The sequence below is a fragment of the Brevundimonas sp. genome, from assembly GCF_029946145.1.
GTDB lineage: Bacteria > Pseudomonadota > Alphaproteobacteria > Caulobacterales > Caulobacteraceae > Brevundimonas.
The window spans coordinates 25,409-48,859 of sequence record NZ_JAQSDY010000007.1; the positions used below are offsets into that span (position 1 = coordinate 25,409).

Annotated in this window: 17 protein-coding genes; 4 read left to right on the plus strand and 13 right to left on the minus strand. The window is 68.7% G+C overall.

Going from position 1 to position 23,451, the window contains the following annotated elements:
• Positions 1 to 8: 8 nt before the first annotated feature.
• Positions 9 to 824 carry a metallophosphoesterase family protein gene (locus tag PSV23_RS01885; protein WP_300465812.1) on the minus strand — a complete coding sequence of 272 codons (816 nt, stop codon included), beginning with the start codon at positions 822 to 824 and terminating at the stop codon, positions 9 to 11.
• A gap of 378 nt (positions 825 to 1,202) precedes the next feature.
• Here PSV23_RS01885 and PSV23_RS01890 point away from each other — a divergent pair, with 378 nt between their 5' ends.
• Positions 1,203 to 1,430, plus strand: a complete 228-nt coding sequence (locus tag PSV23_RS01890) for a hypothetical protein (RefSeq protein ID WP_300465813.1) — start codon at positions 1,203 to 1,205, stop codon at positions 1,428 to 1,430.
• A gap of 378 nt (positions 1,431 to 1,808) precedes the next feature.
• Here PSV23_RS01890 and PSV23_RS01895 read toward each other — a convergent pair whose 3' ends face one another.
• From PSV23_RS01895 to PSV23_RS01920, 6 genes are read right to left on the minus strand one after another with little or no spacing between them, the layout of a single operon-like run.
• Complete coding sequence (locus tag PSV23_RS01895) at positions 1,809 to 2,858, minus strand: nucleotidyltransferase family protein (protein WP_300465814.1); 1,050 nt, start codon at positions 2,856 to 2,858, stop codon at positions 1,809 to 1,811.
• Positions 2,855 to 3,499 (minus strand): NeuD/PglB/VioB family sugar acetyltransferase, encoded by a 645-nt coding sequence (locus PSV23_RS01900; protein ID WP_300465815.1) that lies wholly within the window; start codon positions 3,497 to 3,499, stop codon positions 2,855 to 2,857. The genes PSV23_RS01895 and PSV23_RS01900 overlap by 4 nt, the downstream gene beginning before the upstream one ends.
• On the minus strand, positions 3,496 to 4,572 hold the full coding sequence (neuB, locus tag PSV23_RS01905; RefSeq protein WP_300465816.1) for an N-acetylneuraminate synthase: 1,077 nt from the start codon (positions 4,570 to 4,572) through the stop codon (positions 3,496 to 3,498). Before neuB ends, PSV23_RS01900 begins: the two co-directional genes overlap by 4 nt.
• Complete coding sequence (gene neuC / locus PSV23_RS01910) at positions 4,569 to 5,729, minus strand: UDP-N-acetylglucosamine 2-epimerase (RefSeq protein ID WP_300465817.1); 1,161 nt, start codon at positions 5,727 to 5,729, stop codon at positions 4,569 to 4,571. Before neuC ends, neuB begins: the two co-directional genes overlap by 4 nt.
• Complete coding sequence (locus tag PSV23_RS01915) at positions 5,726 to 6,892, minus strand: LegC family aminotransferase (RefSeq protein ID WP_300465818.1); 1,167 nt, start codon at positions 6,890 to 6,892, stop codon at positions 5,726 to 5,728. The genes neuC and PSV23_RS01915 overlap by 4 nt, the downstream gene beginning before the upstream one ends.
• Positions 6,889 to 7,899: an NAD-dependent 4,6-dehydratase LegB gene (locus PSV23_RS01920; RefSeq protein ID WP_300465819.1), complete on the minus strand. Its 1,011-nt coding sequence runs from the start codon at positions 7,897 to 7,899 to the stop codon at positions 6,889 to 6,891. Before PSV23_RS01920 ends, PSV23_RS01915 begins: the two co-directional genes overlap by 4 nt.
• Before the next feature lie 176 nt (positions 7,900 to 8,075).
• Here PSV23_RS01920 and PSV23_RS01925 point away from each other — a divergent pair, with 176 nt between their 5' ends.
• A complete protein-coding gene (locus tag PSV23_RS01925; protein WP_300465821.1) occupies positions 8,076 to 9,080 on the plus strand; it encodes a M48 family metallopeptidase in 1,005 nt (334 codons plus the stop codon).
• Between the two features lie 3 nt (positions 9,081 to 9,083).
• Here PSV23_RS01925 and PSV23_RS01930 read toward each other — a convergent pair whose 3' ends face one another.
• The 6 genes from PSV23_RS01930 to PSV23_RS01955 all read right to left on the minus strand — a co-directional run bounded on the left by PSV23_RS01930 (position 9,084) and on the right by PSV23_RS01955 (position 19,697).
• Positions 9,084 to 9,770 (minus strand): acylneuraminate cytidylyltransferase family protein, encoded by a 687-nt coding sequence (locus PSV23_RS01930; protein WP_300465822.1) that lies wholly within the window; start codon positions 9,768 to 9,770, stop codon positions 9,084 to 9,086.
• Complete coding sequence (locus PSV23_RS01935) at positions 9,767 to 11,977, minus strand: AGE family epimerase/isomerase (RefSeq protein ID WP_300465823.1); 2,211 nt, start codon at positions 11,975 to 11,977, stop codon at positions 9,767 to 9,769. The genes PSV23_RS01930 and PSV23_RS01935 overlap by 4 nt, the downstream gene beginning before the upstream one ends.
• 77 nt (positions 11,978 to 12,054) lie before the next feature.
• The gene (locus PSV23_RS01940; RefSeq protein WP_300465824.1) at positions 12,055 to 14,352 is read right to left on the minus strand and encodes a S8 family peptidase; all 2,298 of its coding nucleotides are present in this window, start codon (positions 14,350 to 14,352) and stop codon (positions 12,055 to 12,057) included.
• Between the two features lie 120 nt (positions 14,353 to 14,472).
• On the minus strand, positions 14,473 to 15,075 hold the full coding sequence (locus tag PSV23_RS01945; RefSeq protein ID WP_300465825.1) for a hypothetical protein: 603 nt from the start codon (positions 15,073 to 15,075) through the stop codon (positions 14,473 to 14,475).
• 111 nt (positions 15,076 to 15,186) lie between these two features.
• Positions 15,187 to 16,716, minus strand: a complete 1,530-nt coding sequence (locus tag PSV23_RS01950) for a glucose/galactose MFS transporter (RefSeq protein WP_300465826.1) — start codon at positions 16,714 to 16,716, stop codon at positions 15,187 to 15,189.
• Between the two features lie 179 nt (positions 16,717 to 16,895).
• Entirely contained in the window at positions 16,896 to 19,697 is a 2,802-nt protein-coding gene (locus tag PSV23_RS01955) for a TonB-dependent receptor (RefSeq protein WP_300465827.1), read from the minus strand.
• Between the two features lie 291 nt (positions 19,698 to 19,988).
• Between PSV23_RS01955 and PSV23_RS01960 the strand changes: the two genes are divergently transcribed.
• Together PSV23_RS01960 and PSV23_RS01965 are read left to right on the plus strand one after the other, a co-directional pair.
• Positions 19,989 to 21,827 carry an alpha-amylase family glycosyl hydrolase gene (locus PSV23_RS01960; RefSeq protein ID WP_300465828.1) on the plus strand — a complete coding sequence of 613 codons (1,839 nt, stop codon included), beginning with the start codon at positions 19,989 to 19,991 and terminating at the stop codon, positions 21,825 to 21,827.
• On the plus strand, positions 21,824 to 23,449 hold the full coding sequence (locus PSV23_RS01965) for an alpha-amylase family glycosyl hydrolase (RefSeq protein ID WP_300465829.1): 1,626 nt from the start codon (positions 21,824 to 21,826) through the stop codon (positions 23,447 to 23,449). Before PSV23_RS01960 ends, PSV23_RS01965 begins: the two co-directional genes overlap by 4 nt.
• The last annotated feature ends 2 nt before the right edge of the window (positions 23,450 to 23,451 follow it).

Below are 23,451 nucleotides of genomic sequence, written 5' to 3' on the forward strand. Positions count from 1 at the left end.
ATGATCGCCTATGCGGACGCCGAAAAAACAGGCGTCGAGTCGCGCACTGTCCCGTCAACGCACTGGACAATGCGGCGATCCGCCCCCGATAGTCTCAAGGCGGTCAGCACCCCGGTTTCGTACGCCTTCGTATCGATCCCGATTCGTCGCCGATCGGCTTGGACGGCAGGCGCCGGCGTATGTCCGTGGACGACGACCTTCTCGAATTCGATCTCGCTCTCCAGAAAGCTTCCCCGTATCCACATCAGATCGCGCTCTGTTTGTTCGGAGAGCGCGATACCGGGACGGGCCCCGGCGTGAGCGAAGAAATAGTCCCCCACTGCCAGACTGAGCTCTAGGCCTTCCAGAAACGCCCGCTCGACCGGTGCGAGCTTGTGATCCAAGTCGGCCGAAAGGTGGGCCCACGCCTGGGGCTTGTGCTTCATCTGCGGCAAACGTAGCCCGTAGGACGCTAGGGTGGCGTCACCGCCGTACTCGCACCAGGTCGATCCGGTCGCAGGATCACGCAGGAAGTCCAGCATGGCCTCCTCGTGGTTTCCCTTTAGAAACTTCCACTCGATGCCGAGGTCTTCGGGCAGATTGCACAAATACCGGATAACGCGCCGCGAGTGCGGGCCTCGATCGATGTAATCGCCCAGGAAAATGACGACCATGTGCTCGCTGGGCGAAGCCGCGCGATCCGCGATCATGCTGTCGACGAGAGGTTCGAGCAGATCGAGTCGACCATGGATATCGCCAACGGCCCACGTCACCACGCCCTTCGGGACGACCGGCATCCGAGGGGCTTGGGCCTGAAGTTTTCTTTTGAACAGTCGGGAAATCATGCGCCGCGCCTGAATAGGCGCGAAACGAGCCCTCCACAACGATTAGGAACAAATCGCTCGACGGCGCAGGGCCGTCAAGGGTCAGATAGCCGCCAACGACGATTCACGAGAACGCACCCGTGGCCGCGTCGGCTGGCGCGTGACAAACGCTTTCGAACACCCCCTACTGTGACCCCCCCGTCGTCCCGGAACGACGGCTTACGGATCCCCTGTCGATGGCCGCAGCCGAGCGTACTCGTTGAAACAACGGCCGAAACGGTGTCGAGTCACATCCCGCAACTCAATTTTTCGCTTGCTTGGGCACGACCTCCGAATATATGAGGAAGCATGCTGAGGTTTTCGCGCCTTGGTGCAAAGAACAACTCAAGGGGATTTAGCATGCGTAAGACCATCGCCGCCGTTACGGCCGGCCTGCTGCTAGTTGCTGGCCAAGCGGCCGCTGCCGGTTCGAATTCCGCCGTGACCCGCGTTGGTGATCGCGTCGGTGCTGCCACCGGTGAATCTTCGGAATTCGCCGGCATTCCGCTCCCCGTTCTCCTGATCGGCGCTGCGGTTGTTGTCGCCACCGTCGTGGTTGCGACCGACGACGACAGCGAGAGCGACTAAGTCAGGACCAGAAGGCAACGGCTTCCTACTGGCAGCCAGCTATCATCTATCGTACTGCAAGGATCATCCGGATTTCCGGATGATCCTTTTGGCGTTTGGGCCGTGCTCCGCCACAAGGATCGTCGGAAGGCAATGCCGCGTGCACATGGAAGATGTGATGGCTGACCTTGGCGCGAATGTCTGCGCGGTCCCACCTGCCCGCGATACGAGGGCTCAAGGCCTCCGGCTGTACGACGCCACGACGCGAGCGGACAGACGCGCGCCGGCCAGTTCTGTTGAGAAAGCCTGGAAGCCCTCAAGGTCGGAGCCATCAAGGCATCACTTGCTCCGATGAGACCAGCCTTGGCCGTCCCATGTAAAAAGGATGTTTGGAGCGCCTTACCCCTCGAACACCGCTCCAAAATCCGCGTTTGCCTGCGCATATTCGGTCGGGCGGCCTATATCCATCCAGTATCCTTCGGCGCGTTGAAGCCTCACCGGCAGTTCGCGCGCGATCATGTCGGCGATCAGGGCCGGCATGTCGTAAAAGGTGTTCTTGGGGATCAAATCCAAAACCGTGGGCGACAATACATAGACCCCGGCGCTGATGGTGTAGCTCTGGGTCGGCTTCTCATCGATTCGGGTCACCTGGGCCCCGTTGGCGTTCACGACCCCGAACGGGACCTGCATCTGGTAATCGCGCACCACGACCGTGGCCAATGCGTCCGACTGCAGGTGGGAATCCAGGACATGGCTGTAGTCCGCCTTGGCTAGAACATCGCCGTTGGTAACGACGAACGGCTCGTCGGCACGCGGCATGAGCGCCAAGGCTCCGCAGGTACCCAGCGGCTTGTCTTCGCGCAGGTAGCGGATATCCAGGCCCATGTCGGACCCGTCGCCGAAATGGCTCTCGATCTGATCGGCCCTGTAATTCACGGCCAGCCAGAAATTCCGGAACCCCTGCCCGGCCAGATTGCTGACGATCGTGTCGAGGATGGGCTTTGACCCGACCCTCAGCATCGGCTTGGGCGTGTCGCGGGTCAGTTCGGCCAGCCGCTCGCCCTTTCCGCCGGCCATGATGACCACGGCATTGGTCCGCACCGGGATGTCGAGGAAGTCAGCCGGGGTGACCAGGCCGACGACCCGTCGGTCGGCGTCAAGAATCGGCAGCTGACGCAGACTATGGGCGCGCAGGATGGCCAGGGTGGCGGCACGATCCTGACCCTGGTCGGCGCAGATTGGATTTGGATTGGCCGCGCCGATCGCCTTGTCCTCCAGGCCCGCTCCGCGGATCAGCGCCCGGCGCAGGTCGCCGTCGGACAGGGCCCCCAGCAGCCGGCGGTCGGCATCCACCACCAGGGCGATGCCGGATCCCGTCTGGTCGATCGACTCCAGCGCATTGCGGAAGGTGGCCTCCGGTCCGATCAGCGCGCGTTCCCAGGCCTTCATGCAATCCCCCTGCGTCTGGCCGGCACGCCGATCAGCATGCCCTCGCCCTCGCCCGCCTCGAGCACCACCGCGCCGGCGCCGACCACCACGCCTGGCTCAAGCCTGACGCCTTGCCGGATCACGGCGCCGGCGCCGATGTGGGAGTCCTCGCCCACCTCGACGTCGCCGCACAGGATGGCGCCGCTGGCGCAATGGGTGAAGGCGCCGATCCGGCAGCCGTGCTCGATGATGACACCCGTGTTGATGATCGCCCCGGATTCGATCCGCGCCCCGGTCTGGATCACGCTGCGGGCCAGAAGCTGGACGCCGTCGGCCAGGGCGACATGCGAGGCAACGACCGCCGAGGGATGACGGACGCCTGTGAAGTGGAAGCCCCGCGCCTCCAGCCGCACCTGCACGCGCCGCCTCAGATCCGGGTCGCCGCCCCGTCCCGTGCCGCCGATCCCGTTGGCGAGGTCATAGCCGGCTTCGGGGTCGAGGACGTCGTCGGGGCCCAGCAGGTCGAGACTCGGAAGACCGCTCGCAGCCTCGGGGCCGGGGTCGACGAAGCCCAGAACGGTGCGGCCTTCCGCCAGCAGGGCGTCGGCCACCACCGCGCCGTGTCCCCCCGCGCCGACCACGATGACGGGGCGTCCGCTCATGGCTCGACCGCCTCGTCGGCCTCATAGGCGCGCGCCGCCGGGCGACCCAGCATCGGCCAGATCTCCATCGGCGAGACGCCGTCGGCGGGCCGTTTGGCGGTCAGATTGTCGAGACTGAGCGGCTCGCCCGCCGCGATCGGCCGGGCCGCCACCAGGCTGCGGCGGGCGATCGCGCGATTGCCCAGTTCCTCAGGCGCCGGCGCCTTCACCGAACGGCCGAGAGCGATCTCGACCTCGCGAATGGCGGCGATCATGGCGACGAGTTCGGCGGGCTCCAGCGAGGCCGCGTGATCGGGACCCGGCCGCGCGCGGTCGAGGGTGAAATGTTTCTCGATCACCGTAGCGCCGCGAGCGGCGGCAGCGATGGCCGCGCTGGTCCCCAGGGTGTGGTCGGAATAGCCGACCGGAAGGCCGAACGTCTGCGCCATCACGTCCATGGCCCGCAGGTTCACCGCCCTGAGCGGCGCCGGATATTCGGTCGTGCAGTGCAGCAGGGTGACGCGCTCGCGCAGGCGCGCCTGACCGGCCGGACTGGCCAAGGCCTCCGCCAGATCGGCCTTGCCCGTCGGCAGGTCCGTCCGCGTCAGACCGAAGGCGATCACGGCCAGGGCGTCGCGGATTTCGTCCAGGTTGGCCATGCCGGTCGAGACGATCAGCGGCTGGTCCAGCCGGGCAGCCGCCAGCAACATGGCCCCCCAGGTCAGATCCCCGGAGGGGATCTTGACCGCCGGCATGCCCAGGGCGGCGAGGAAGGCGAGACTGTCGAGATCGAAGGCCGTGGACATGAAACGAACGCCACGCGCGGCGGCGTGGGCGGCCAGGCCCCTGTGGTCCTCATGCGCCAGCTCAAGCGCCTTGAGCATGGCCATCTGGCTGCCGTCCTCGCCGGTGTTGCGGGCCTGGTAGGCCGCCTTTCCGGCGCGGCGCGTGACCAGCTGATCGGCCTGGAAGGTCTGGAATTTGACCGCGTCGGCGCCGGCCTCGGCGGCGACGTCGATCATGCGGCGTGCATCGTCCAGCGAGCCGTCGTGATTGACCCCCGCCTCGGCGATGATGAAGACGCGGTCATTCATTGACCGACCTCATGGAAGGCCTTGGCCAGCAGCGTCTCGCGGGGCGGCGCGTCGCGCAGGATCCGGACGATGCGCCCGGCGCTGAAGCCGTCGCCATAGAGATTGACGACGTCGGTGCAGTCGAGCGCAAACGCCTCCAGCACGGCGGCGGCGATGGCCGGGGCCTCCGCAGGGCAGCGGATCACGGAAGCTGCGGCCAGCCGGCCCTTCTGGCGGTCGCCGATGTCGACCGTGGGCGCGCCGAAGGACGGCGCCTCATACAGTCCGCTGGAAGAGTTTCCGACCACCGCATCGACCTGGGCCATCAGCGACAGGTAGCGCAATTGGCCGAGGGAAGCGAAGACCCGCACATCGGGCCGATCACCGGCCCAGACATCCAGCGCCGTCTCGATGGCGCGATGGCCCGGATCGGCGTTCGGGCGGGTGACCCATTTCACGACATCGGCCGGCAGGGCGTCCAGCGCCGCCAGCAGGGCCTCGAACTCGCCCTGCCCGCGGTCGGCGGTCAGGGTCACGGGATGGAAGGTCACGAGGATGTTCCGCGGACCCAGCGGCGCGCCGAGAGCGGCCTCCAGCGCGGCCCGGTCCAGCAAGGGCCGGCGCCGCAGCTGATCCAGCCCGGGACTGCCGACGACATGGACCCGGTCAGGCGCGGCGCCCATCTGGCGGACGCGCCGGGCCGAGGTCTCGTGGGTCGTCAGGTGGATGTGGGCCATCTGGGTCAGGGCGTGGCGGATGCTTTCGTCGAAGGCGCCTTCGGTGGTGTCGCCGCCGGCGATGTGGGCGATCGGGACCCGGTGGATCAGGGCCGCCTGCGCCGCCGCGAAAATCTCGTAGCGATCACCCAGCACCAGCATGATGTCGGGCTGCAGCGTCTCCAGCGCCTCCGAAACCCCGGTCAGGCAGCGCGCCATGGCCCGGACGGTATCCAGCGGGCCGTCGGACTCCAGGCCCAGCGGCACGCGGGCGTCGATGTGGAAGCCGTCGGCCTCGATCTGGTCGGCCGTCATGCCGAACGAGGCTTCCAGGTGCGAGCCGGTGGCGATCAGTTGCAGCTCCAGATCTCCGGCCGCGCGGATGTCGTGCATCACCCATTGCAGCAGGCCGTAGTCGGCCCGGCCGCCGGTGACGACGCAGATCCTGCGGCGCGCGGTCATGCGTCGGCCAGCCGGGCGCTGCTGGGGATGTTGATGACGCTGGCCTCCAGCGCCTCGGCGATCGGCAGGGCGTCGCGCGGGCAGGCCGCATACATCGGCAGTCGGTGCATCAGCGTCCACAGCGGCCGGGCCATGAAGCCGGCGTTGTTCAGAGCCTCCAGCAGGGTGTCACGCATCGCCATGTCGGGCCGGTCGAGAATCAGGGCGTTGAGCCAGTGGTTGACCTCGGCCCCGGGCCGGGCGGTCAGCAGGCGCACGCCTTCCACATCCCGAAACGCCTCCGCGTACCGTTCCGTCAGCACCGCCTTGCGCGCCAGCATGCCGGGCAGCTGCTCCAGCTGGGCGCAGCCGAGGGCGGCGTTGAGGTTGGGCATGCGGTAATTCCAGCCCACCTCGTCGTGCACGAAAGACCATTTGTGCGGCGTGCGCGCCGTGGTGGTCAGATGTTTGGCCCGACGGGCGAGGTCGGGATCATTGGTCAGGATAGCCCCGCCGCCGCCGGTGGTGACGATCTTGTTGCCATTGAAGCTCAGGGCCGACACGCGGCCAACGTTGCCGACGTGCCGGCCATTCCAGCTTGAGCCCAGGCCTTCGGCAGCGTCCTCGACCAGCGTCAGCTTCCAGCGCGCCGCGACCCCGGCCAAGCCGTCCAGATCGCAGGGATGGCCGAATACGTGCATGACCATAAGCGCCCGGATCGGCGCTCCGGTGCGGGTGTTGACGCAGACGTCGCCGTCCACGCGCGCGGTCCCGCGCAGATACGCATCCAGCCGGACGGGATCGACACCCAGCGCCGTCGCTTCGGAGTCCACGAAATGCGGCGTCGCGCCCTGATAGGCCACGGCGTTGGCGGTGGCGACGAAGGTCAGGGCCGGAACCAGCACCTCGTCCCCCGCCCGCACCCCGGCGAGGCGCAAGCAGATGTCGAGCGCCGCCGTGCCGTTGGAGGTCGCCACCGCATGGGCCGCGCCGGTGATGGTTTCGAGGTCGCGCTCGATGCGGTCGACATAGGCGCCGACGGACGAGACCCAGCCGGTGTCGAGGCAATCCTTCAGATAGGACCACTCCTGCCCCCGGAATTCGGGCTCATGCAGGGCGACGGAGCCGTCCGACGCCGGCAGGGCGGCGCGGACCGCCGCAAGGACCTGATCAGGCAGGCTCACAGCACGTACCGATCCGCCTTGTAGCGGGCCAGGTTGGCCGGATCGCTGAACCAGTCGATGGTCTCTTGCAGACCGCGCGCAAAGCCCTCGCCGCCGCCGTATTCGGGCGACCAGCCGGTCAGGGATCGCATCAACGCGCTGTCGGCCCACAGCCGTTCGACCTCGCTGGCCTCGGGGCGCAGGCGCTGGTCGTCGGTGACGATGGCGACGTCGCGGCCCATCAGGGCGATGATCTGGCGCGCCGTGTCGCCGATGGAGACCTCGAAGCCGCTGCCGACATTGACGGTCTGGCCCACCGCCGCGTCGCATTCCGCCAGGGCCTCGAAGCCGCGGGCGGTGTCGGAAACGAAGGTGAAGTCACGCGTCGGATGCACCGCGCCCAGTTTGATCTCGCTAGCGCCCGCGGCGATCTGGGTGATGACCGTCGGGATCACCGCCCGCGCCGACTGGCGGGGACCATAGGTGTTGAACGGCCGGATCACTGTGACCGGCGCGCCGAAGGCGGCGTGGAAGCTGAGCGCGATCTGGTCCGCGCCGATCTTGCTGGCCGAATAGGGCGACTGACCCTGCAGCGGATGGGCCTCGGTGATCGGCACGAACCGGGCGGTGCCGTAAACCTCGCTGGTCGAGGTGTGGACCACCCGCTCGACTCCCCGATCGCGCGCCGCCTGGACGATGTTCAACGTCCCCAGGACGTTGGTCTCAACATAGGTCTGGGGCGAGTGGTAGCTGTAGGGGATGGCGATCAGGGCCGCGAGATGCAGCACCACGTCACAACCGGTCATGGCCGTGCGCACCCCGTGCGGATCGCGAATGTCGCCGGCGAAGACGTCGAGATCCTTTCGGATGTCGGCCGGGCTATCGTCCAGCCAGCCCCAGCCGCCCAGGCTGTTGTACTGGACGAAGGCCCGTACGTCGCATCCGCGCCGCACCAGCCGCTCGGTCAGGTGCGAGCCGATGAAGCCGTCAGCGCCGGTGACCAGTATGCGCTTGCCGTCCAGTCTCATGGGTCCGTCCCGGGCGGCGGAATGCGCCGTGGGGCCAACGTGCTTAGTGGCCGTTAAGGAACCGAAAAGGCCGGGGCTCCAAAGCGCCGGCTGCGGCGGAAAAGCAGGTTGCCTCCTCCGCCTCTATCCTGTCTCTGGGCGAGCCGGCTGTCCATGTCGGCGATAGAACCCCGGCCATGCTGTCTCGTCACCCTCTGCTGTCCGCCGCCGTCGCCATGGCCGCCGCCGCTGGCGTGGTCGCCTGCGGTCAGGCGTCGGGCGGGTCGATGGCGACCGGGGTCGGCGACGCCGCAGCTCAACGACTGACGGCCCTGACCGCGCTGGACCAGCGCGTGGCCCGGGTGGCGCAGCGGCTGTCCGACGAGAATGTCGAGCTATGTCCCGCGGTCCGGCTGGCGGCCGGCTGGGCCCTGCATTCCGCCAGCCAGTACAGCAATGAACTACGCCCCCTCGTCCAGTCGCGCTTCGGGCTGGAGGGCGACCTGCCGGGCGTGCTCTCCGCGCCCCCGACTTCGGCCGCGGCGAACGCCGGATTGCGCGAGGGCGACCTGATCCTCGCCGTCAACGGAACGCCGCTGAACCCCGGTCCGGCCCGGACGACGCCCGCCTTCGAGGGTCTGGCGGCCAATGTCGCCGTTCTGGACCGCGCCCTCGCCGACGGAGCGATACGCCTCGACATCCGTCGCGGCGGCGAACCCCTGACCGTCAGGGTCCAGCCGCACAGGTCCTGCGGCTATGAGGTTCAGTTGAATCCCTCCGACGAGTTGAACGCCCGCGCCGACGGCCGGCGGCTGTTCATCAGCACCGCCCTGGCCGGCTTCACCGAGTCGGACGACGAACTGGCGCTGATCCTCGGCCACGAACTGGCCCACCATGTGCTGCGCCACCGCTCGTGGAGCGACGTCGGCGGGGCGGGACGCAAGGCCAATGACGCGACCACCGTCAACGGCGTCGGCGACAAGGAAACCCAGGCCGACCGGGTCGGTCTCTTCCTGGTCGCCCGCGCCGGATACGACACCCGCGTCGCGCCCGCCTTCTGGCGCCGCTTCGGCGCGGCCAACTGGCGCGTCCGCTATCCGCAGCTTCGCCACGCCTCCGCCGAGGCCCGGGCCCGGGCGCTGGAGGCGGTGCAGGTCGAGATCGACGCGAAACGGGGCGAAGGCGGGCCCCTGCTGCCCTGACCGTCAGGCGGACGACCGTTCGGCGACGCGGAAATCCTCGAGCGTGTCGATGTCGACCGACCGCTCGGCCGGCATTTCATGGGCGACGGTCTCGCCGGCCTTCCAGAAGCTTCGCCCGGCTCTCAGCCACGCCAGGTCCGCCGCATAGACAGCCCCATTGATGCGGAAGGCCGACGGCAGGTCCTGACGCCGCCAGCTGAGCTCCGCGGGCTTTTCGACGAAGGGGCTCAGCCTCCCCGCCCCGTCGCGCTGGAAGATCAGATACGGATGACAGGGCGCCTCGCTGACGGACACGGCGCTGGGAGCCCCGCTTTCGGCCATCAGCGCCAACGTCGCCTCGATATCCCCGGCGGTCCGAAGCGGAGACGTCGGCTGCAGCAGCACGACGATGTCATGGCCCGGCGCGCGGTCCGCCGCATCCAGCATCACATCGACGGAGGCGGCGGTGTCGCTGGCCAGTTCGGGCGCGCGCCGGAACGGCGCCTCGCAGCCCAGCGCCCTGGCGGTCCCGATGATCTCCGGATCGTCGGACGACAGGATCAGCCGATCGATGCTCTTCGCCGCCTGCGCGGCCTGAATGGTCCAGGCGATCAGGGGCGCGCCGCGAAACGGCAGCAGATTCTTGCGCGGCAGGCCCTTCGATCCGCCCCTGGCGGTGATGACGGCCAGAACCGACCGGCCGCCGATCACAGTCCGTCCCCGGGGGTCCAGCCGAGCTCCGGCGTGATCGCCGCCGTCGCCCTCGCCTGCTCCCAGGCGACCATGATGTGATACAGCGAACTGGCTGGCGCCGGTTCATCCACGAAGGACCCGTCCGCACGCATCTTGTCGCGCCACAGGCCCGAGGGTTCGAGATAGCGCTGCAGGCCCGCCAGCGCCTTGCGCGCGTCGTCCAGCAACAGGATCCGGCGTCCGCCCTCAGCGTTTTCCGCCAGGATCAACGCCGCCTTCAGCCGTTCGGTCTGGGGCCACAACCGCGCCTGATCCGAGCGCACGGACAGATCGTCGTTCAGGGCGTCAATGGCCACGCCCCGCCCCTGATCCACGCCGCGCGCGCCGACGTCATAAAGCCGGACCGCCGCCTCCAGCGCCCAGGCATCGCCGCGCAGACGGCCCCAGCGCGTCAGAAGCCAGGCCCATTCGAACTGATGCCCGGGCTCGACCAGCCGACCGTCGTCGCCGGCGGCCGGCCCCCATTCGGCGTCGAAGAACTCGCGCAGGAAGCCGCCTTCCGCGTCGATGAAGGCGCGCCGGGCCAGGGCGGCGATCTCGTCGGCCATCTCGCGCCATCCGCCTTCGGGCTCGATCGCCTCCCAGGCCAGACAGGCTTCGAGCAGATGCATGTGGGCGTTGGCCTGATACGGGTGATCGCCGGTCTCGCGCCACCCGCCGGCCGGCGCCCGCAGAGCCGCCAGGGCATCACTCAGGGAGTGCGCCCGCTCCGCCATCATTTCTGGAGCGATCCCGGCTCCGGCGGCCGCGGCGAAGGCGAACAGGGCGAAGGCCTGGTCGTACAGCGAGGCGCTGTCGTCCAGAACGGCGCCGTCCGCCGATACCCGCGTCCGGTACAGGTCGTCGGCGCGCCGATTGGTCGCCTCGAACCGCTCCAGACTTCGGCTGACCAATGTCCGCCATGGACCCGCCCAGCCGGCCGCGCCCGCTACCGCATAGACACAGGCCTGGCGCGCCTGTACCCGCGCCCGGCGGAAATCGCCGAAGGGCCGGCCGGACAGGCCGATCGCTTCCCGGAAGCCGCCGTCCTCGTCGACGCCCAGGGCACCCCAGACCGGCAGGGCATTCAGCCGCATCCAGCTGTCGAAATAGCGCGCGCGCTCGGCCAGCGTCCCGCCGGCCTCCCACCGGCCGTGCGCGTGCGCCGAAGAGACCTCGCGGAGTCGCTCGACCAGCCCCTTCACCTCCTGCGCCCGGTCCAGGCTGCAGACAAGGACAGCGTCACGCTCGGCGATAATGGCCAGGTTGGTCACGCCGACGGTGGCGACCACCATGCCTTCGGCCGCGCGCACCAGACCGCTGTCACCGTCCGCCGCGATCCAGACGCCGCGGTCGCCCGAGCCCGCGGCCGCGACCGCGTCCCAAGCCCCCAGGTCCGACCAGCCATAGTCGACCGGCAGGACCGAGATCCGGCGGCTGTGCTCCATGACCGCATAGTCGATCGAGATCCTGGGCGCGGTGCGGAACACTGGCGACAGCAGGACGACACGGCCTGCGTCCCGGGGAACCGCCGCGCGCGCGACACGGGCCACGTCGGGCGCGAAGGCGTCCAGCTCGTCCAGCAGGACCGAGGCCCGCACCATGAAGTTGCCGCTGTTCCACAGATAGCCGTCGCGCACATGGCTTTCGGCCAGCGTCCGGTCCGGCTTTTCGACGAAGGCCGCAACCGGCGACAGGCCGGGGCCCTCAGGCCGGATATAGCCATAGGCCGACGAGGGCTCTGTCGGTCGGATGCCGAAGGTGACGATGCGTCCCGCCTCCGCCGTCGGCAGGGCCTCCAGCACCGCGTGCTGGAAGGCTTCGGCGTCGGGGATGTGGTGATCGGAGGCCACGAACAGCGCCACCCCGTCGGGCGCCTCGCGCGCGATCCAGGCCGCCGCCGCCGCCATCGCGGGCGCGGATTCCCGGCCCTCGGGTTCCAGCAGGATCGTCGCTTCCAGCCCCAGGGCCGACAGCTGGTCGTCGACAAAGCCCCGATGCGCCTGTCCCGAGACGACCAGCAGGCGTCCGCCCCCCTGCGTCAGGGGCGCCGTCCGCCGCGCCGTCTCCTGGAACAGGGACAGGTCGCTGGCGAAGTCGATGAACTGCTTGGGGCGCGCCGGACGCGAGGCCGGCCAAAGACGCGTTCCCGCGCCGCCACACAGAATCACCGGAAATATCGCCACCTTCGCCCCTCGTTTTCAGGAGCCATAGACGCGGGAACGGCCGGCGGCAAACGTGCCCGGGCCCGCTGGCGCGCGGCCTAGAACGTCTTCCCCCAGCTTCCCATCAGGGTGAAGGTCGTCGGCGACGCCCGCACGTTCTGATCGTCCCGCGTGACCATGCCGCGCAGGCTCAGCGCCGACCCGTCGCCGAACCGGTGGACGCTGCCCAGCGACATGTCGATCTGACGCCCGCTGGGCGTCGCCGAGAAGGTTCGCTCCGAGAAGGTCAGCTCGTCAAAATACCCGGCCGGAGAGTCGGCCAGATACGCGCTGAACACGCCGCTTTCGGTTCGCAACGGCTGCGAGATCGCCCAGGTCAGGGTCTCGCAGGCAAAGCCCAGCTGTTTGCAGAAGGTCGTCAGACCCAGCGCCCAGGTCGAGCTCAGCGCCGTCTCGGACAGGGTCAGGAACCGGCCGGTCAGGTCCGTGCGGGCCCAGCCCATTTCGGCGTTCAGGAACAGATTGGATCGCAGGGCGAACTGGCCGCCGACCGAGCCGAAGGTCGTCGTGCTGGGCAGGGCGAAGCCGGAGTCGAGCGGTGCATACGAGCCCAGCGGCCCCATCTTCTCGTCCAGGCCGCCGACGGCGAACCGCAGACGGCTGGTCGACGACGTCTCCCAGTCGGCGACGAAGCGCGCATAGCTGGAAACGTCTTCCTCCCGCGCCTGGAAGGGCATGGCGCGGTCGCCGACGCCCGTATCGGCCGTCAGGGTCACGGCCCCCACCCGCACAGCGCCCAGCCAGGCCCGGTCGACCTGGGCCAGGGAGGCGAAATTGTCGGCCGCGCCAAGTTCGAAGGGCGAGCGCGCGCCGTTGCGACCCTGCCAGAAGGCGACCGCGCCGCGCCCTGCCGAGAATTCCACCGTCATGTCCTCGCGCCGGCGCTCATCCAGCCAGGGCGTGATGACGTTGGTCGTGGCCAGCAGGTCCTGGGCGCTGTCTTCCAGGGCCGCGGTGGTCGTCAGCGTCAGGGTCGAGCCCAGCGGACCTTCTGCCATCAGGCGCGCCTGCTGACGCGGCGCCTGGGGCAGCATGTTCGCCACGCCGCGCGGCGCCGGGCCGTAGCTGTCGGCCAGATCGACCCGGAACAGGCGGTTGAAGTCGTCGTGGCCCACCGTATCCAGTCCGCCCCGGGCGTTCCTGAGGGCGTCGCCGAACGCGCCGCCTGTGTAGGCGAACCGGTCGGTGGTGACCGACACCGTCTGGCCGCCGCGGGTGCTGACCTGGGTCGAACCGACCGGCTGGAAGGCCTGGGTGAGGTCCAGCAGGCCGCGGCCATAGACGCCGTCGACACCGGGGTCGCCCGCCTCGCGCGCGGTGGTCAGCAGGATCTGCACCGCCTCGCGCCCCGTCAGATTGGGGAAGGCCTGCAGCAGCAGGGCCAGCGCCCCCGCCACGGCGGGCGAGGAGAACGATGTGCCGCTGACGCGATAGCAGATGGTCCCGTCGCAACCGGTGATGATATCGACCCCCGGGCCGCTGATGTAGTTCGCCGCCGCGACCCCGGCCCGGTTCGAGAAGTCCGCCATGAGGTTGGCGCTGTTGTGCGCGCCCACCACGATGATGGCGCCGGCGAAGCGTGGATCGACGGCGTAACGGCCCGGCCACTCCGGATCGGCGCCGGCCTCGTTGCCGGACGAGATGGCGAAGACCAGGCCAGCGTTGACCCCGCGCAGCAGCGCCGCCTCGAACGCGCCGCCCAGGGGCGAATCGCCGCCCAGGGACATGTTCACGACCTTCACATTGGCGGCGATTGCATAGTCGATGGCGCGGACCAGATCGGAGGACTTGAAGCAGACGTCGTCGGCCGGATCCGTGCAGTCGTCGACGTCGGTGCGGATCGACACGATGGTCGATTCATAGGCGACGCCGATGGTGCCGAACCCGTTGAAGCCCGCGGCGATGACGCCGGACACGAAGGTGCCGTGGTTGTCCGGCCCGTCGGGTGTGGACCGGCCGGGCACAACGTCGACCGAGGCCGACGAAATGCGTCCGGCGAGGTCCGGCTGCGCGAAATGGATGCCGGAATCGATGACCCCGACGTTGATGCCGGCGCCCGTCGCCCCGGCGTTCCAGGCGTTGATCGCCCTGATGTTGGCCACGCCATAGTTGCGCAGATATTCGGCCGAGCTCGCCGAGGGGGGCGGCGCGGGCGGCGGAGGAGGCGGTGGGGGAGGAGGAGGAGGAGGAGGCGGAGGGGGCGGCGGGGTGACAATTCCACCCCCACCCCCGCCACCGCCGCCGCCACCACCCCCGCCACAGGCGGCGAGCGGCGTCAGGATCGCGGCGAGGAAGAGGGCCCGGGACACCAGTCCCACTGCAAATCGGCTGCGCATATAATTACCCGACCAAGCCCCACCTCGACCCTAGAGCCCGGATCGCCGTTTAGGCAATGGCTACAATGGCTTTGGCCCAGGTAAACAAATCGCGAACCCCCGGGCCGCCTGCGTCGTGGGTCAGTCGACGGCAAGTGGGGCGGACGCCTGCTCCGGCAACGGCGTGGGCACGGGCATGGGCGGCGCGCCGTCGCCCGGCGGAGACTCGCGCCACGCCGCGGCGGGATTCAGGGTCGCCGTCGCCTCCAGGAACGTGCCCGGCTTCATCGACGGCTCCCGGGCCGTCTGCAGGCCGGCGACCCGCGCCAGATCGGCGATGAAGCTGATGCAGTTGCGTCGCCGCAGGTCGTACAGCGATCCCTCCGGCCCGTGCCACCAGTCGGCGCGGGCGCGGACCGAGCGATAGACGGCGTCGCTGACCGTCATCCGCAGATAGGGCCTGCCCTCCCCCACATAGCGGGCCTCGGGCGTGGCGACGACGCCGGGGCCGGTCGCGAGCAGCAGGTGGGGGCCGGGAAACCGGGCCGTGAAGCCCGCCGCCCAGTCGACCGCGTCGCCGGTGTCGTCCAGCGATCCCGAGGCGTGGACGTAGGCGTGGGGGAACAGCAGTTCTCCCCCCCGGATGCGCGCGCCCGGGTGAGCGTAGAAGGTCAGGGTCACCGCCGCCCAGGCCGGGGCCGCGCTCAGCGCCAGCGCCAGTCCCAGCAGTCCGGCGCGTCTCATCATTCCGATCATGCAGCTCTCCGCGGCCCCGCCCCATCCTGGGAGACCGGGACCCCAACGCGCAAGAGCCGCCGACGATGCGCCGGCGGCCCTGCCGTGTCGCGCCTGGTCCTAGTGCGACGCGGGCGCCGCCACCACGTCGGACCCGACGGCATGCGTCCGCGCCGCCGCGATCGCGAAGACGGTCAGGACGACGTAGCCGGCCATCGGTATGAGGAAGGCCGCGTTCAGATTGCCGGCGTCCGCGACCCGGCCTCCGATCAGGGGCAGGACCGCGCCACCGATGATGGCCATGCACAGCAGGCCCGAGGTGGCCGAGGCCGGGGCCGAGGACCGTTCCAGCGTCAGCGTGAAAATGGCCGGGAACATGATCGAGTTGAACAGTCCCACGGCCAGGGCCGCGAAGGCCGCGGTGACCCCGCCCGTCTGCGCCACGATCAGGCACAGGACGGCCGCGCAGGCCGTGCAGATGGCGAGCAGAATTCCCGCCGGCACGCGCGTCAGGAAGGCGCTGCCGGCGAACCGGCCCATCAACGCCCCTGCCCAGTACAGGGCGACCAGCCGGCCGGCGTCGTGGATCGGCAGGCCCAGGGCGCCTTCCGAGTGCAGCAGGTTGGTCATCAGGCTGCCGATGGTCACCTCCGAGCCGACGTAGACGAAGATCGCCACGGCGCCAAAGATCGCCCATTTCGACTTCAACGCCCGCAGGGGCGAGCCCGGCGTCTCGGCCGAGGCGTTGGCGCTGGCCGCTGTCAGCTTGCCGCGCACGCTCCAGATGAAGGCCCCGAGGATGGCGAAGAAGACGGCCAGACCGATGAAGATGCTGTCGATGTTGCGCAGCGTCGCGTCGCGGGCCGTGTCGTCCATGACCGCCGGCGCGGCCGCTTCGGCGGCGGCGGCGGTCGCGGGCGCCGTCGGCGCCACGAAGGCCCCCATGGCGCCGATATAGCTCTGCAGGAAGATCACCCAGCCGACCACGAGACCTGCGGCCGCGCCAATGGCCAGCCAACCTTTCACGTCTCGCCGAAGCTTGCCGATCAGGAAGCCGGCGACGAGGCCGAAGCCGACGCCCAGCAGGATCAGGATCAGGGCGGTCGGAGACGCCAGCGCGCTGACGCCGCCGACGGCGAAGATGCCGCCTGACAGCATCACCGTTGCGCCCAGCAGGGGCCCGACCACCGTGCCGAGGGAGTTGAAAGCCTGGGACAGGACGAGGCGGAAGTGCGAACTCTTCGCCGCGCCCAGCGACGCCGCCAGAGGATTGGCCGCGACCTGCAGCAGGGTCACGCCGGCGGCGATGACGAACAGCGCCACCAGCACGCCAGGATAGAAGTCCGCCATCGTCGACAGCGGCACGATCAGCGCCCCCAGCACCATGACGGCCAGGGCGCCCACGATCGAGCGCGCATAGCCCAGCCGGGCCAGCACGGCCGCGGCCGGCAAGGACACGACGCCATAGGCGGTGAACCAGGCGAACTGGGTCAGCAGCGCCTCGGTATAGTTCAGATCGAACACGCCCTTCACCGCCGCGATCAACGGATCGATCAGCGAGGTGGCGAAGCCCCAGGCGAAGAACAGGGTCGTCACATAGGCGAAGGCGGCGCCGGTCTTGTGAACGGTCGAGGTTTGGGTGTCGGTCATTTCGCTCCCCGGGTCACCGCGTCGTCCCCACGCGCGGCCGTTGCTTCTCTGGTTTCATCCGTGGGCGGCCCCGTCCAGTGCTTTGAGGACGTCGTAACCAAAAGTGGCCGCAGGGCGCCTGAAAGCGAAAAGGCCGCCCCGGTTCCCCGCGGCGGCCCCTTCCCGACCGATCGGGCCGGTCAGTAGCGGTAGTTGATCCCGACCGAGAAGGTCCGGCCGTAGCGCTGGTAGTCGATGGTCCGGCGCTCGTCGCCGTTCTCGAAGGTCTTGAACGGCTCGTCCGTCAGGTTGTTGGCCTGGGCCAGGATCGACAGGCCTTCGAGCCGCCCGGACCGGAACTCATAGCCGATCTGCGCATCGATGACGTTCTCGGCGGCGACCGACCGCAGGGTGCGGCCGTTTCCGAAACCGGCGACTTCGCCGAGGAAGGCCGAGCGGTAACGGCTGGACACGCGGGCCTGGAAGCCGGCGCGCTCGTAGTAGAGCGTGCCGTTGACCACCGTTTCCGACAGCCCCGGCAGGGCCGTGGGGGCCTGGGTCGGGTCGGGCTGGATTTCGCTGTCCGTCGCCGAGGTGCTGAACATGAAGCCGAACCCTTCCAGGACGGGGTGGAAGATGTCGAGCGGGGCGGAGACCGCGAACTCGACCCCCTGGATCCAGCCGCCCTCGCCGTTATCCGGAGCGGACGACAGCCCCTGATTGATGACCGGCGTCACCCCGCCGGTCGGATAGCCGGTGAAGTCGACAATCTGGTTGTGGGTGTAAACGAAGGTCTCGAGATGCTTGTAGAAGCCGGCCAGCGAGACATAGCCGCGGCGGTCGGCGAAATATTTCTCGAGCGAGAGGTCCACCACGTCGGCGATGTAGGGCCGCAGTTGCGGATTGCCGCTCGACGCGCTCCAGGGAGAATTGACGTCCGGCTGGGCCGTCGGAATGTTGTTGGCGACGTTGAACGAATAGTTCCGCGACGCACGCATGTCGTCCATCCGCGGACGCGCAAGCGTGCGGGCCAGCGCGAAACGGATAAAGGTGTCGTCGCGGACTTCGAGGATGAAGTTCGAGCTGGGCAGGATTTCCAGGTAGTTGTCGCCGCCCGACACCGCGACCGTCTCCGAAACGCCGGGGCCGACCTGGCGGGCCGAGAAACCGTCCGAGCTCTGATCGGTGTAGACCAGCTGGATGCCGACATTGCCCGTCAGAGGCAGGCCGAACAGATTGTGGTCGATATTGGCGATGGCGTAGGCGGTGGAGACCTTTTCCGTCACCTCCCAGTTGCCCGAGATGACATCCGCGTTCGGGTTGCGGATCAGGTCCAGCGCGCCGCTGTTGACCAGGCCAAGGGCGTCGTAGCTCAGCACCTGCGAAATGCCGAGGTAACCCAGGTCGGTCGGCGCCAGAAGCAGGCCGGCCGGCACGAACAGGTCGCCGCCGCCAGGGACGCCGATGTAGAACTGGTCGTTGACGAAGCCCTTCTCGCGTTCCGAAAGATTGACGCCGAACTCCACCGATTTGAACGGCGCGTCATGGACAGTCCGCGTCGCGTTCAGACGCACCGCCTTGATCTCGTCGGTGACGACCGGCGTGTTCATATAGCCGACCTGCCCGCCCGGAACGACGTCGCCGCCCCAGCCCTGCGCGCTGGTGATGCGGATGAGGGTCGGGTCCGCATAGTTCAGCTGGCTGCTGAAACGGGTGACGCCGTCGTCGGTCAGCTCGAAGCCGAGGGTGTCGAGAGCGCCGTTGATATTGCGGCCCGTGCCGGCGTTGGTCTCCAGGATGATGTCGTTGCGCTCGACCTTCGAATAGTTGAGGTCGAGACCCAGGGTCCATTCGTCATTGGCGACGAACTCGGTGTTCCAGCCGATCGCCGTGATCGTGCTCTCGCGCTGGTTCAGGTCGTTGCGGACCACGCCCTTGATGTTGTCCCACGTGCCGGCGACGATCAGACCGTCTTCGACCGTGTAGCCGGGGCGCAATGACGGGCCGGGACGGCAGACCGCGCTCTGGACGTTGCCGCCGGCGGCGCAGGCCCCCGGCGCCGCTTCGGCCGAACCGCCCCAGGCCAGCGGGAATTCGATGCCGCGCAGAACCTGGGTGTTCTGGAACTCGGAATAGAAGGCGTCGATGGTGGTGTGGAAGCGATCGTTCGGCCGCCATTCCAGCACGCCCATATAGCCGTCGCGCTCCAGCTCCGACGACATGACATAGGGTTTGACGCCGCCCGTCAGCAGATTGCCGTCGCTATAGGTCGGGTAGCCCCAGGCGTTGAACCGCTCGGACTGGTAGGGCGACGACATATGGGCGTAGCCGAGAGCGACGCCGATCGTGTCGTCCGCGAACTGGTCGATATAGGAGAGGGTATAGCGGTCGCCGCTGTCGGTCGTGCCCGAGTTCAGGGCGCCGATCTCGTTCCACTCATGGCGATAGTTCAGCGCGATCGCCTGGCGGCCGTAGGCCAGCGGGCGGACGGTGCGAAGATCGACGGTGCCGGCCAGGCCCTGGCCGACCAGCCGCGCGTCGGGGGTCTTGTACACGACCACGCTGCCCAGCAGTTCAGACGGGAACTGGTCGAACTCGACACCGCGGTTGTCGCCGGTGGTGACCAGCTCGCGGCCGTTCAGCAGCGCCGTGGTGAAGTCCGGGCCGAGGCCCCGGATGGAGATCAACTGGCTGCGGCCGTCGAGACGCTGCGAGGTCACGCCCGGCAGACGGGCCAGGGATTCGGCGATGGAGACGTCCGGCAGCTTGCCGATGTCCTCGGCCGAGATGACCTCGACGATCGAGGTGTTGTTGGCCTTGGCCGAGATCGAGGCCTCGACCGAGGCGCGGATGCCGGTGACGATGACTTCGTCGATCTCGGTCGCCTCGGGGTCCTGCGGGGCCGTCTGCGCGGCCGCCGCGCCGGTGAGGGCCATGACGCCGACAAGGCCGATGGCGGCTCCGGCAAGCAGACGCGCGCGTCGGGTGGCTTGAGTTCTCATCATTCTCTCCCTGGGGCCGGCGCATTTCTGGCGAAGCGTCCGGACTGTCACCGCAAAGTTATGCAAACTTATGGGAACGTTGCAAGTCGTTAATCTTGCGGCGAACCGTCAGCGTGGCCGAAATGTGACGGCCCCACGGCACATACTGCACTGCACAAGGGGATTTGGCCTTGCAGCGCCGTATTTTCGACGGGATGACTGGACGGATTGACAGACGCTTCCAGCACTGCAAAATCTTGCAAACTGATCCAGCGGGCCACGCCGTCCGCGGACACTGAGGAACGCCAGACCATGACGGGACATCCTGCCCGACGGAATCGCGCCCGACGGATTCAGACCGGGGTCGCCGCCCTGCTGGCCGGCATGGCCGTCTGCGCCGTCCCGGTCGCCTGGGCCCAGTCCGCGCCCGCCGGTCTGGAGGCGCTGCGCCAGCGTCCGGCGGAAGACGAGGTGATCTATTTCCTGCTGCCCGACCGGTTCGAGAACGGCGACCCCGCCAACGACCGCGGCGGCGCCGGCGGCGACCGACTGGCCACCGGCTACGACCCGACCGATCCCGGCTTCTACCACGGCGGCGACCTGAAGGGCCTGACCGCGCGGCTGGACTACATCCAGGGCATGGGCGCCACCGCCCTGTGGATCGCGCCGCCCTTCGTCAACAAGCCGGTGCAGGGCCCCCCGGGCCAGGAAAGCGCGGCCTATCACGGCTACTGGATCACCGACTTCACCCGTATCGACCCCCACTTCGGGACCAACGACGACTTCCGCGCCCTGGTCGAGGCCGCCCATGCGCGGGGGATGAAGGTCTATCTCGACATCGTCATCAACCACACCGCCGACGTCATTCGTTACCGGGAGTGCCCGGCCAACGACTGCGGCTACCGCTGGAAGGGCGACTATCCGTACCAGCGTCGCGGCGGCCTTCAGGGCGAGGCGATCAACCCCGGCTTCACGGGCGCGCCGGGCGGCGACTTCTCGACCCTGACCCGCCCCGACTATGCGTACACGCCCTACGTCCCGGCCGGAGAGGAGACGGTCAAGGTCCCGGCCTGGCTCAACGACGTCGACCTCTATCACAACCGGGGCAACAGCGCCTGGTACAGCGAAGCCCGCATGGACGGCGACTTCTCCGGCCTCGACGACGTGTTCACCGAGCATCCGCGCGTGGTCCAGGGCTTCATCGACGTCTACGGCGACTGGATCGACGACTACGGAATCGACGGCTACCGCATCGACACGGCCCGGCATGTGAACCCCGAGTTCTGGCGGGCCTTCGTCCCCGCCATCCTCGAGCGGGCCCGGGCGAAGGGCATCCCCAACTTCCACATCTTCGGCGAGACCTACGATTTCCAGTCCGGCACGGCCGCCATGCACACCGTGGTCGACGGCCTGCCGACGGTGCTGGACTTCGCCTATCAGCGCGCCGTCCAGAACATGGTGACGGGCACCGGAAACCCCGACGCCATGGGCTATCTGCTGATGGAGGACGCCATCTACGCCGGCGGGGCCGGGACGGCGCTGCGTCTGCCGACCTTCACCGGCAACCACGACATGGGCCGGATCGGCCATCTGATCCTGACCGCGAAGCCCGACATTTCGGACGCTGAACTGCTGGACCGCTCGACCCTCGCCCATGCTCTGGTGCTGCTGGGCCGCGGCGTGCCGGTCATCTACTACGGCGACGAGCAGGGCTTCACCGGCGACGGCGACGACCGCCGTTCGCGTCAGGACATGTTCCAGACCCGCGTCCCGTCCTACGCCGACGACCGCCGCATAGGATCCGCCGCCGGCCCGTTCGACACGAACGCCGACATGTACCGCCGCATCGCCGCAATGAGCGCGGCCCGCGCCGCCGACGTCCGCCTGCGCCGCGGCCGCGTCGTGGTCCGCACCGCCGACCAGGCGCCGGGCGTCCTCGCCATCTCGCGTCTCGATGATGACGGCGAGACCCTGGTGGTGTTCAACACCTCAACCGAGGCGCGCGACGTCAACGTCGCGGTCGAGGTCGGGTCCGCCGAATGGCGCGCCCTGATCGGCGCCTGCCCCGCCCGCAGCGCCGCTCCGGGCGCCGTCTCTGTCTCCGTGCCCGCCCTGGGCTATCTTGTCTGCGTATCCGAAAGACCAGCGTGACCGCACAGATTCTCGAACACCCCGCCGCCCGGACCGACGCCGCCGAATGGTGGCGCGGCGCCGTCATCTATCAGGTCTATCCGCGCAGTTTCGCCGACACCAACGGCGACGGCGTCGGCGATCTGGCCGGCGTCGCCGCGCATCTGGAACACATCGCCTCGCTGGGCGTGGACGGGATCTGGCTGAGCCCTTTCTTCACCTCGCCGATGAAGGATTTCGGCTATGACGTCGCCGACTATTGCGACGTGGATCCGATCTTCGGCTCGCTGGCCGACTTCGACCGCCTGATCGCGAGGGCCCACGAACTGGGCCTGAAGATCATCACCGATCTGGTCTTCGCCCACACCTCCGACAAGCACGTCTGGTTCGAGGAAAGCCGCCAGTCGCGCATCAATCCGAAGGCCGACTGGTTCGTCTGGGCGGACGCCAGGGCCGACGGCTCGCCGCCGTCCAACTGGCAGTCGGTGTTCGGCGGCCCGGCCTGGACCTGGGACGCCCGGCGCGGCCAGTACTACATGCACAATTTCCTGCCGGAGCAGCCGCAGCTGAACCTGCACAATCCCGACGTCCAGGACGCCCTGCTGGACGCCGCCCGCTTCTGGCTGGATCGCGGCGTCGACGGCTTCCGCTTCGACGCCATCAATTTCTCGATGCACGACCCGAAGCTGACCGACAATCCGCCCCTGCCGCCGGGCGGCAAGCGGACCCGGCCGTTCGACTTCCAGGACAAGGTGCACAACCAGTCCCAGCCCGGCATCGTCGACTTCCTCGCCCGCGTCCGCGCCCTGACCGACAGCTACGGCGGCCGATTCAGCGTGGCCGAGGTCGGCGGCGACCACGCCGAACGCGAGATGGAGGCCTTCACCCAGGGCGACGACCATCTGAACAGCGCCTACGGCTTCCTCTACCTTTACGCCCCCGCGCTGGGCGCGGCGCTGGTGCGTGAAGGGGCCGAGGCATGGCACGGCCGCGACGGTCAGGGTTGGCCGTCATGGACCTTCTCGAACCACGACGCCCCGCGCGCCATCTCGCGCTGGGCCGAGGGGCGGGATCCCAGGGCCTTCGCCGAGATGGCTATGCTGCTGCTGATGACCCTGCGCGGCAATGTCTTCATCTATCAGGGCGAGGAGCTGGCCCTGCCCCAGGCCGAGGTTCCGTTCGACCGGCTGGCCGACCCGGAGGCCATCGCCAACTGGCCCCAGACGCTCGGCCGCGACGGCGCCCGCACCCCCATTCCGTGGGCGGAGCATCTGCCCCAGGCGGGCTTCTCGACCGTCGAGCCCTGGCTGCCCGTCGATCCGCGCCACATCGCCCTGTCCGTCGACCGGCAGGAGCGCGACCCGTCATCCATGCTGCACGCCACGCGCCGTCTGGTCGCTTTCCGCAAGGCGCATCCGGCTCTCGTGCTGGGCGAGATGACGTTGGCGGACCGCAACGACGACCTGCTGGCGTTCGAGCGCGTCCACGACGGCGAACGTCTGGTCTGCGTCTTCAACCTCGGCCACACGCCCGTCGCCTGGACCCTGCCTGAGGGGCATCAGGTGCTGGAGGCGGTCAATCTCGACCCGTCACAATCGGGCGTGCTGCCGCCGATGGCCGGTCTGGTTCTGGCGGCCGGATGACC